The organism is Streptomyces sp. NPDC003691, assembly GCF_053981115.1.
Genome location: NZ_JBSFNQ010000151.1, coordinates 1 through 11,020, shown reverse-complemented (window position 1 = coordinate 11,020; position 11,020 = coordinate 1). Strand labels below are relative to the sequence as shown.

The 11,020-nt window shown below is 72.9% G+C and carries 7 protein-coding genes; 2 read left to right on the top strand and 5 right to left on the bottom strand.

Annotation, left to right across the window (positions count from 1 at the left end):
- From ACWDR0_RS33410 to ACWDR0_RS33390, 5 genes are all read right to left on the bottom strand, one after another.
- The coding region (locus ACWDR0_RS33410; protein WP_456355583.1) for an acyltransferase domain-containing protein at positions 1-3,035 on the bottom strand (3,035 nt) is incomplete at its 3' end.
- Complete coding sequence (locus tag ACWDR0_RS33405) at positions 3,032-4,441, bottom strand: NAD(P)/FAD-dependent oxidoreductase (protein WP_456355582.1); 1,410 nt, start codon at positions 4,439-4,441, stop codon at positions 3,032-3,034. The genes ACWDR0_RS33410 and ACWDR0_RS33405, both read right to left, overlap by 4 nt.
- A complete protein-coding gene (locus ACWDR0_RS33400) occupies positions 4,438-5,628 on the bottom strand; it encodes a DUF993 family protein (protein ID WP_456355581.1) in 1,191 nt (396 codons plus the stop codon). The genes ACWDR0_RS33405 and ACWDR0_RS33400 overlap by 4 nt, the downstream gene beginning before the upstream one ends.
- Before the next feature lie 68 nt (positions 5,629-5,696).
- The gene (locus ACWDR0_RS33395; RefSeq protein ID WP_456355580.1) at positions 5,697-5,891 is read right to left on the bottom strand and encodes a ferredoxin; all 195 of its coding nucleotides are present in this window, start codon (positions 5,889-5,891) and stop codon (positions 5,697-5,699) included.
- Positions 5,892-5,907: 16 nt separating this feature from the next.
- Entirely contained in the window at positions 5,908-7,143 is a 1,236-nt protein-coding gene (locus ACWDR0_RS33390) for a cytochrome P450 (RefSeq protein ID WP_456355579.1), read from the bottom strand.
- A 477-nt stretch (positions 7,144-7,620) separates the two neighbouring features.
- On the opposite strand from ACWDR0_RS33390, the gene ACWDR0_RS33385 reads away from it, so the two are divergent.
- The gene (locus ACWDR0_RS33385; protein ID WP_456355578.1) at positions 7,621-8,376 is read left to right on the top strand and encodes a TetR/AcrR family transcriptional regulator; all 756 of its coding nucleotides are present in this window, start codon (positions 7,621-7,623) and stop codon (positions 8,374-8,376) included.
- A gap of 402 nt (positions 8,377-8,778) precedes the next feature.
- Positions 8,779-10,905 carry an MMPL family transporter gene (locus ACWDR0_RS33380; protein WP_456355577.1) on the top strand — a complete coding sequence of 709 codons (2,127 nt, stop codon included), beginning with the start codon at positions 8,779-8,781 and terminating at the stop codon, positions 10,903-10,905.
- The last annotated feature ends 115 nt before the right edge of the window (positions 10,906-11,020 follow it).

Here is an 11,020-nt window from a genome sequence, read left to right as displayed (position 1 = left end):
ACCAACCCCACCGCACCCGCACCCTCCAACCCACGACGACCCACCAACACCAACCGCCGCACCCCCCAACCCACCACCACATGCCGCGCCACCAAACCACCCAACCCACCCAACCCACCCGTCACCAACACCGTCCCCACGGGGTCGACGGTCCGTGGCTCGCGGGCGGTCAGGGGTGCCCTCTTCAGCCGGGGTACCAGTGCCGTGCCGTTGCGCACGGCGGCCTCCGGTTCGCCAACGGCCACGGCGGCCGGGACGGCGCGTTCCGAGTCGGCACGGCCGTCGGTGTCGATCAGGGCAACCCGGTCCGGGTTCTCGGCGGCGGCCGCGCGGACCAGCCCCGGGACCGTTGCCAGGGCGAGATCCGGGGGCTGCTCGTCGCCGGTGACCGCCTGGGCGTGCCGGACCAGGACGACCAGCTTCGAGTGGGTGAAGCGCTCGTCGGCGAGCCACTCCTGGAGCACGGAGAGGGTGGTGCGGGCGGCTTCGCGGGCGGCGTCCGGCACGTTCTGCCCCGCCGGATGGGGAACCCTCCAGAGCACGGTGCCCGGCACGGTCTCCCCCCGGTCCGCCAGAGCACGCACCGTATCGAGGTCGGGCAGGGCCGCGGCAGTCGCGGTGCCGGGGCCGGACAGGGCGTCGGGTACGGGCAGCGCGTCGGATACGGGGACGCCCGGCCTGTCAGCCGCCTTCGCGGTTGTCGCCGGGAGCGGGATCCACTCCAGGGCAAGCGGCTCCACTCCGGCCGCTCCGCGCCGGGGTTCCAGTTGCCGGGGTTCCACCGGCAGGGTCGAGAGGGCGGCGAGGGAGAGCACGGGGCGGCCCGCCGGGTCCGCGGCGTCCAGCCGCTCCCCGTCGCCGCCGGGGGCCGGGGCGATCCGGATCCGCAGGGTGCTCGCGCCGACGGCGTACAGCCGCAGGTCCGCCCATTCGAAGGGCAGTCGCGCGGGTGTGCCGGGCCCGCTCAGGGCGCCGGGGTGCAGACAGGCGTCCAGCAGGGCCGGGTGCAGCAGATGGCGTTCGGCGTCCGCCCGCAGGTCCGGGGGCAGTTCGACTTCGGCGAAGGTCTCGTCGCCGCGCCGCCAGATCGCCGTGACACCGCGGAAGGCCGGGCCGTAGCCGTAGCCCCGGGCCGCGAGCCCCTCGTAGCCGTCGACGACGTCCACCGCCGTCGCTCCGGGCGGCGGCCACTGGGCGAAGCCCGCCACGGGGCCGGCCGCGTCCGCGCCGGGCGGCGGTGCGGTGTCCGCGCCGGTGAGCAGCCCCTCCGCATGGAGAGTCCAGGGTCCGCCGTCCTCGGTGGCGCCGGAGTGCACGGTGAACGGCCGGTCGCCGGACGCGTCCGCCGGGCCGACGACGGTCTGGACGGCGACGCCGCCGTGCTCGGGCAGTACCAGCGGGGTGCGCAGGGTGAGGGTGCCGACCACCGGGCATTCCAGGTGTTCGCCCGCGCAGAGCGCCAGCTCGGCGAAGACCGCGCCCGGCACGACGGGAGTACCGAGGACGAGGTGGTCGGCGAGCCAGGGCTGGTCGCGGACGGAGAGCCGGCCGGTGAGAAGGGTGCCGTCGGTGTGTGCCGGTTCCACGGCGGACGTCAGCAGGGGGTGCTCCACCCGGCGCTGTCCGGTCGCGGCGCGCCGGACCGTCCCGGCGGCGGGGTCCTTCCAGTACCGCTCGCGCTGGAAGGCGTAGGTCGGCAGGTCGACGGTCCGGGCCCCGGGCAGGAAGGAGGTCCAGGTCACCGGGGTACCGCGGACATGGGCCCGGGCCAGTGCCAGGGCGAACCCGTCGAGGCCGCCCGCGTCGCGGCGGAGTGAGCCGATGACGGCCGCGTCGGCCCCGGCGGTCTCGCAGCTCTCCTGGACGGCGTTGGTGAGGACCGGGTGCGCGCTGGACTCGACGAAGACGCGGAAGCCGTCGGCGAGCAGGGCCCGGGTGGCGTCGGCGAACCGTACGGTGCCGCGCAGATTGCGGTACCAGTACTCGGCGGTGAGTTCCGCGGTGTCCAGGAGGCCGCCGGTGACGGTGGAGTAGAACGCGGTGTCCGCGGTCCGGGGCCGTACGGGGCCGAGGGCGTCGAGCAGGTCGTCGCGGAGCTTTTCCACGTAGTGGGAGTGCGAGGCGTAGTCCACGGAGATCCGGCGGGCCTGGATCCCTTCGGCGGTCAGCTCCGCGAACAGCGCGTCCAGGGCGCCGGTCTCGCCGCAGAGCACGACGGACGAGGGGCTGTTCACGGCCGCGAGCTGGACGCGGCCCGCGGCGGGGGCGAGGCGGGGTTCGACGTCCGCCGGGGAGAGCGGTACGGAGAGCATCCCGCCGAGGCCGGCGAGTCCGGCGCGGATGAGCCTGCTGCGCAGGGCCACGACCCGGGCGCCGTCCGCCAGGGACAGTGCTCCGGCGGCGCAGGCGGCGGCGATCTCGCCCTGGGAGTGGCCGACGACGGCCGCGGGCCGTACTCCGTACGACTCCCAGAGCGCGGCGAGCGACACCATCACCGCCCACAGCAAGGGCTGCACCACGTCGACCCGGTCCCAGAGCGGGGACTCGGCGTCGCGCAGGACATCGGCGGGTGTCCAGTCCACGAAGGGTTCCAGCGCGGCCGCGCAGCGGGCCATCGCGTCGGCGAAGGCCGGTGCGGTGTCGAGGAGTTCGCGGGCCATGCCGCGCCACTGGGAGCCCTGGCCGGGGAAGACGAAGGCGATCCGGGGGTCCGGGAGCGCGGTGCCCGAGACCACGGTGGCTGCGGTGGCTGCGGGGTCGCCGGAGGGGTCCCCTCCGGCCAGCAGCCGTACCCCGGCGAGCAGTGCGGGGGTGTCCGGGCCCAGGACGACGGCCCGGTGGCCGAGCAGGGCGCGGGTCGTCAGCAGGGAGTGCCCGATATCGGCCGCCCCGCCCGTCTCACCGGTTCCGGTGCCGCCGGTGAGATGGGCGGCGAGACGTTCGGCCTGGCCGCGCAGTGCCTCCGGGCCGCGGCCGGAGAGCAGCCACGGGATCACGGTGGGGGCGTCGGCGGGCCCCGGCTGCCGGGTGCTCATACGGGTTTGCGGGTCGGCCGGCCGGAGCGGGCGTACGGGAGCAGTTCGCCGAACTCGGGGAACTGCGCGATGGCCTGTTCGTCCGTGAGCGCGGGTTTGCGCGGGCCGCGCAGCACCGCCAGCAGGAACGCGGGGGTCATCATCGCGCTCATCGGCCGGACCAGGGACGCGATACCGAAGACGGTGTTGATGACCCGGTGGTCGCGGCAGCCGGTGCTGGCGATCCGGGCGGCCAGCCGGTCGGCGAGGGGCCCGCCGAGGAGGCGGATGTTCGCGCGGACTCCGGGCAGGCCCTGGTCCGTGTTGACGGCCAGTTTCCAGGCACCGCCGTTGATACGGGCGATTCCGGCCTGGATACGGCGGGTCGGCACGGGCCGCCGCGGGCCGCCGGCGAGCTGGTCGCGGAGCAGCAGGGCGCAGCGGGCGGCGACGGACATACCGGTGCCGTGTACGGGGTTGAGGGCGGACGCGGCGTCCCCGATGACGACGAAGCCTTCGGGGAGGGCGAGTTTCTCGTAGCGGCGCCGGCAGTCGGGGATGTTGCGGTAGGTGCGGATCGGGCCGGACGGGGTGGCGCGGGCGATCAGATCGGCGATGATCGGATGGTGCCGTTCGCGGGCGAAGCGGGTGAAGCCCGCCTCGTCCTTCGGGGGTTCGCCGCCGCGGCTGCCGAAGAGGCTGAGGATCCAGCGTCCTCCTTCCATCGGGAGGAGTCCGGCGCCGCGGCCGGGGCGGCCGGTGCCGGGGGTCATCTGGATCATGACGCCGGGGAAGCTGTCCTTGACGGCGGGCGGTGCTTCGAACCAGCGGCTGACATAGGTGATTCCGGCGTCGACGACGTCTTCGCGGACCTGGGGCAGTCCGAGGGCGGTGAGCCAGGCGGGGGCGGCGGAGCCGCGGCCGGTGGCGTCGACGACGAGATCGGCGGGGATGCGTTCGGGTCCTTCGGCGGTGTCGACGAGGGCGCCGGTCACCCGGGCGGCGCTGCCGGTCAGCCCGAGGACCTTGGTGGCCTCGCGCACGGTGATCCCGCTGTTGCGCAGGACCTGGCCGCGGACGATGTGGTCGAGCAGGTCGCGGCTGCAGAGCAGCAGATAGGCGTCGGTTTCGAGGCGTTCCATCCAGCCTTCGGGGCCGCGGGCGAGCGCGCCGGACGGCAGACCGCGGGTTTTGGCTCCGGCGGTGTGGAGCAGGTCGAGAGTGCCGGGGAGGAGTTCGTCGAGGGCTTCGGCGCCGCTGCGCATGAGGATATGGCTGTGGTGGCCCTGCGGCAGTCCGCGGCGGGGTACGGGGGCGTCGGGGAAGGTGTCGCGCTCGACCACGACGACGCTGTCGGCGGTGTCCGCGAGGGCGGCGGCGGCCAGCATGCCGGCGAGTCCGCCGCCGAGGACGAGTGCCCTGGTCACTGGTCGACCCCCGAGAGGGTGAGGAACTGCTTCATCCGCTGTTCGGCCCGGTCCGGGTCGGGGAAGACGCCCGCTTCGCCGGCCAGCCGGTAGGCGGTGGCCAGATGGGGCACGGACCGGGCCGACTGCTCGCCCCACACCATCCGGAAGTGCGGGGCGTGCCCGGCGAGCCAGGCCAGGAAGGTGATGCCGGTGCGGAAGAAGTAGATGCTGCGGCCCTCTCCGCTGAACAGATGGCGGTTCAGGGGGAGGGTGGCGGAGAGGAGTCCGGCGGCCCGGGCGCGGTCGCCGTCGTCCAGGGCGCGGAAGGCGCGGGCGGCGAGCGGGGCTACGGGGTCGATGACCGGGGTGAGGCCGTGGCTGTGGCCGTTGTCGTCGCCGGTGAACATCCGGGCGTAGTCGGTGGTGTCGCTGGTGTAGAACTTCACCCCGTCGGGGAGCCGGGCGCGCCAGGCGGTCTGGCGGTCGAGGTCCGCGGGGCCGATTTTGACGCCGTCGACCTTGCCGGGGTGGGCGCGGACGATGTCGAGGAGTGCTTCGTACGCGGGGTCGGGCTCCTCGTGGCCCCAGTACTCGGTGTTGCGGGGGTCCCACTCCGAGGTGATCCAGTGCAGGATCACCGGCTGCGTGGACTGGCGGATCAGGGCTCCGTAGACCTCGGCGAAGTCGTCGTGGTCGCGGGCGGCGACGGTGAGGTGGGGGCTGCACATGATGACCGGCTGGGCGCCGGCCTCCTCGACGACGGCCAGTTGTTCCTCGTAGGCGGCCCGGACGTCCTTGAGGGTGCAGGGTTCGAAGGGTTCGATCTGGTCGGTGAGGACGGCGGCGGCCATCCGGCCGCCCACGGCCCTGGCCTCGGCCCCGCAGCGGCGGATCAGCTCGGCGGCGAGCGGCCAGTCGACGCCCATGCCGCGGTGTGCGGTGTCCATGCCTTCGCAGAGGGTGAAGCCGTGGGACCAGAGATGGCGGCGGAAGGCGAGGGTGGCGTCCCAGTCGAGGGTCTGGGGCGGCGGGGTGGGGCCCACCGGGCCGAGGGGTTCGTTGGTGGCGAGCGGGTCGGCGAGCACATGGGCCGTCGCCAGCACCGACCGGGTCCTGAACGGCGTCGGGTCGGCCGGCCGGGTGTCGGCCGGATGGTCCGGCCGGTAGGCGGTGAGGGTGCCGTCCGCCTCGGGAAGTGTGATCATCTTCTGCTCCGAACCCCCGTTCCCGGGATGTCTCCAGGAGCGGCGCGGCTCTCGGTGGAGCGCGCGGCTCAGGTGTCGTTGACGGAAATCGCCTGGACCGGACAGTTCGCGACCGCGGTCAGCGTCGCGGTGCGCAGGGCCTGGTCCGGCTCGCGGACGAGCAGGTGGACCGTGCCGTCGGGGTGCTGGTCGAAGACCTGCTGGGCGAAGAAGACGCAGTTCCCCGATCCGACGCACACCTCGCGGTCGACCGTGATCCGCATCGCCCTCACTCCCGGCTCACCAGGTGACGGGCAGTTCGTGGAGTCCGTACGCGTGCGCGTCGAACATGTAGGGCAGTTTGTCCGCGGGGGCCGCCAGGCGCAGGCCGGGGATGCGGGTGAACAGGGTGCCGAAGACCACTTCGAGCTGGGTGCGGGCGAAGTTGGCGCCGGGGCACATGTGGTTTCCGTAGCTGAAGGCCAGATGGCCCTCGGCGTCGCGGTGGATGTCGAACCGGTGCGGGTCAGGGTACCGGTCGGGATCCCAGTTCGCGGCGCCGTTGAGGGCGAGGACGCCCTCGCCGGCGCGGACGGTCTCGCCGCCGGCCAGTTCGGTGTCCCGGGTGGCGACGCGTACGGTCGCCGAGTCCAGGATGCTGAGGAAGCGCAGCAGTTCCTCGATGGCGCCGGGCAGCAGCGAGGGGTCGCGCCGTACCTCGTCGAGCTGCTCGGGGTGCTCGAGGAAGACCAGGGTGCCCAGCGAGATGATGTTGGCCGTGGTGTCGGATCCGGCGATCACCAGCAGCCGGGCGATGGCGACCAGGTCGTCGTGTTCGAGGGTGGGTTCCTCGGGCAGTCTGGCGGCGATTCGGCTGAGCAGGTCGTCGCCGGGCGTGCCGGTCTTCTCGGTGATCAGTTCGTCGAGGAACTCGTCCATCCGGGCGATCGCCCCGGCGACCGCCTCCATGCTGGAGTCGCGGCCGGTGGTGGTCTCGGCGTAGTTCCGGAAGTAGCCGATGTGCTCGGGGTCCGCGCCGAGCATCTCGCAGAACTGGAGGGACGGCACCGGTACGGCCAGTTCGGCGACGAGGTCGACGGGGCCGCCCTTGGCGAGCATGGCGTCGATCCGGGCGTCGACGATCGCCTGGGTGCGCGGTTTCAGTTCGGCGATCCGTTTGGCGGTGAACTCGGGGATCACCATCCGGCGGCGCACCGTGTGCTCGGGCGGGTCCATGGCGGCGAAGGGGAAGGCGATGTACGGCAGCATCTCCTCCGGGACCTGGAACTGGTGCGGGTAGCCGGGGTTGCGGGCGTTGGAGCTCATCGACGGGTCGCCCAGTACCCGGCGGACGTCTTCGTACCTGGTCAGCGCCCATACGGGCTTTCCGGTCATCCGGTTGACGACCCGGGCGACCGGTTCGTCCTTCCGCATCGCCTCGTACTCCCGGGGAATCGAGAGCGGGCAGGTCCTGCGGTCGAGCGGAAACACCGGGAGGGACCCGGTGGTGCTGCCGGTCTCGGTGTTCTCGGTCATCGCCCGGACGTCCTCTCTGCGGTGGTGGCCCGATCCAAGCGCGCGCCGGGCGGCCGGACAGCCGGGAGACCCCCCTAAGGTCGCCCGGCACCCCCTAGCGCCGCCGGCGGGTGCCGACTGGGGTCGCCCCTAACCCGGCGCCCGGGCGGGCCCGGGCTCGTCCGGTGCCCGTGGCAGACCGCTCCGGGTGACGTATGGTCTCTCTCCGGTGGTATCGCCCGAGCGGGCCCGTTGCCGGTGATATCCGCTCCGGCCGGACGGGTTCCGGGCCGGGCGCGGGTACGGCACCGGTACGCCGTCCGCCGCCCCGGCCCGAACGGGCGCCGCCCGCCACCGAGGTGTTCCGGCTGGTCGGCGTGGTGAACATGGTGCGCCGGGCGCCGTAGTCCTGTTCGATCACCGACGTACACCCCATAGACTGGGCCGCAGGACGACCGGTTCCGCCCCGGGCGGGACCTTTCGAAGGAAGTGGAGTCGATGGACGCAAGCAGGGGGCCCACCCTGCCGAGCTACCTCGGCGAAGCCTGGGGGCTGCGCGAGAAGCCGACCAAGGGACCGAAGCGCGGCCTGAGCCTTCAGCTCATCGTCGACGCGGCCGTGGCCATCGCCGCTTCCGAGGGGCTGGGCGCGGTCTCGATGAGCCGGGTGGCGGCCGATCTGGGCGCCTCGACCATGGCGCTCTACCGCTATCTCGCGTCCAAGGACGAACTGCTCGTCCTGATGTCGGACGCCATCTACCAGACGCCCCCGTCACCCCCGGAGACACCGGACGAGGGGTGGCGTGCCGGGCTGTCCCGGTGGGCCTGGGAGCAGCACACGATCCTGCGCAAGCACACCTGGGCGCTGCGCATCCCCATCACCGGCCCGCCAATGACGCCCAATCAGATCATCTGGCTGGAGCGCGGGCTCGAATGTCTGGACGGCGCGCCGATCCCCGAGGGCGACAAGCTCTCCGTGATCATGCTGCTGAGCGGTTACACCCGGAGCGAGGCGACCGTCTCGGCGGATGTCGAGGCGACGTTCATGGCGAAGGCGCCGGACGAGCTGGCGGCGATGGTGTCGTACGGGCAGCTCGTGCGCAGGCTGGTCGGTCCCGACCGCTTCCCCGCACTCAACAAGGTGATCGACGCGGGCGTGCTCGACCAGCCCGCGGGGCCGGACGACGAGTTCGTCTTCGGTCTGGAGCGCATCCTCGACGGCATCGGCGTGCTGATCGACCAGCCGCGGAGCTGACCTCCCCGGCGCCCGCCCGCCACCGCCCCCGGCGCACTTTCCGCGCCTCCGTCCCACCGCGCACCCCCGATTCGGTTCGACCGACCGGGGGTGCGCCGCGTTCCGGCATTCCGCCGCACGGGTCCCGCCGCGCCCTCGCCGCATTCCCCCGCCCTCTCCCCGCCGGGGCCGTCGTCTCCGTGCGGCCTCCCCTCACTCTGCCGTCGCGTCGCCGTCGGCCCGCTTGACGGCCGTTTCCGATACTGCGTAGCATCTACGCGTGCACTATACGCAGTAGCGTGGTGCTCCAGGCAGGTACGGCTCTCGCGGGTCATCTCCGCCCGGGCCGTCCTCGAACCGCCCGCCCCCGGACGCAGTACCCCGGCAGCACTCGGCTCGGCCGGGGACGAAAGGTACGCCGACATGAGTGATTCCCCGGGCCTTCTCGCGAAGGTCCCCAGTGGCCGCAGGTCCAAATGGCTCGTCCTCTTAGGGTGGCTCCTCCTGGCCGGCCTCCTCACCCCGCTCTTCGGCGGACTGGAGGACTACGAGGACCGCAGCCCCACGGGCTCGCTGCCGCGCGGCGCGGAATCCACCGCGGTCATGACGGAGCTGGAGAAGTACAGCTCCGCGCTGGAGGAGGCGCCCGCGGTCGTCGTCTACACCCGTGAGGGCGGTATCCGGGAGGCGGACCGGCAGAAGGCCGCGGCGGACCGGGCCGCGTTCGCGAAGCTGGCCACCAGCGGCGAGGCCGTCGCCGCGGTCGTCCCGTCGGAGGACGGCAAGGCCCTGATGACGGTCGTCCCGCTGACCCGTGACGACGTCGAAGTCGACTTCGCCGTCAAGGAGATGCGCAAACTCGCGGAGGACGGCGCGCCCGCCGGTCTCGGCATCACGGTCGGCGGTCCCGCGGGCCTGCTGAACGACTACACCCAGGCGTTCGAGAACCTCGACGTCAATCTGATGATCGCGACCAGTTCGGTCGTCATCGTCCTGCTGCTGCTGATCTACCGCAGCCCGTTCCTCTGGCTGCTGCCGCTGCTGTCGGTCGGCTTCGCCGCCGTCCTCACCCAGGGCGTGGCCTATCTGCTCGCCAAACACGCCGACCTGCCGGTGAATCCGGCCAGCTCCAGCCTGCTGATGATCCTCCTCTTCGGTGTCGGCACCGACTACGCGCTGCTGCTGATCGCCCGCTACCGCGAGGAACTCCGGCGCCACGAGGACCGGCACACCGCCATGCGGATCGCCCTGCGGCGCTCCGGTCCGGCGATCCTGGCATCCGCCGGAACCGTGGTCGTGGGTCTGGTCTGCCTGGCCCTGGCCGATGTCCAGAGCTCCCGCAGCCTGGGGCTCGTCGGCGCCACCGGGGTGCTGTGCGCCTATGTCGCCATGGTGACGATCCTCCCGGCGCTGCTGGTGCTGGCCGGCCGCTGGGTGTTCTGGCCGTTCGTACCGCGGCTCGGCCAGGCCGAGCGGTCCGCGACCGGCGGCTGGGCCCGGGTCGGCAACGCGGTCGGCCGCCGCCCCCGTACCGTCTGGCTGGGCTGTCTGGTCGTGATCGCCGCCCTCGGGTTCAGCACCCTCGGCCTCAATCTCGGCCTCGGCAAGTCCGACGTCTTCCAGACGAAGCCCGAATCCGTCACCAGCCAGGAGCAGCTCGCCCGGCACTATCCGTCCGGCGCCTCCGACCCGGCCGTCGTCATCGCGGACGCCGCCGCCGCGGGGGCCGTCGCCACGGCGATCGAAAGCGTCGACGGGGTACGGATCGGTGAACGGTCGCCCAGCCCCGACGGCAAGCGGGTGATGATCGACGCCGTACTCGACTCCGCGCCCGACAGCGACGCGGCCATGGACACCATCAAGGACCTGCGGTCGGCCGTCCACGCGGTGCCCGGCGCACACGCCGCCGTCGGCGGCACCACGGCCGAGACCCTGGACATCGACCGGGCCCAGGGCCGTGACGTCCGGGTCGTCATCCCCGTCGTCCTCGCGGTGATCCTGCTCTTCCTGATCGTCCTGCTCCGGTCGCTGATCGCCCCGCTGATCCTGCTGTCGACCGTCGTGGCGTCCTACTTCGCCGCACTCGGCGCGTCCGGCCTGCTGTTCGAGCACGTCTTCGGACACGCGGGCGTCGCCTGGCAGCTCCCGCTCGTCAGCTTCGTCTTCCTCGCCGCGCTCGGCGTGGACTACAACATCTTCCTGATGACCCGGGTCCGCGAGGAGGCACAGCTCCACGGCCACGCGGAAGGCGTCCGCCGCGGCCTCGCGGTGACCGGCAGCGTCATCACCTCGGCGGCGGTCGTCCTGGCCGCGACCTTCGCGGTGTTCACCTCGATGCCGGTCGTCGACATGGTCCAGCTCGGGGTGGTCGTCGCGGTCGGCGTCCTGCTCGACGCCTTCCTGGTCCGCACCCTGCTGGTGCCCGCGCTCTCCCTGGACATCGGCCGGGCGAGCTGGTGGCCGGGCCGGCTCTACGGGCAGCTCGGCCGGACCCCCGAACCGGCCGTCCGCAGGGACGGCGAACGGGTGAACGCGACGGTGGCCGACTGACCTTCCGGCAGTCGCCCGGGACCCCCGCCGGGACCGGCGCACCACCCGTTGACGGGCCCCCGGCCGCGGCGGCCCCCCGCCGCGGGGCCCCCCGTTTACCCCCATCGGTAATGGA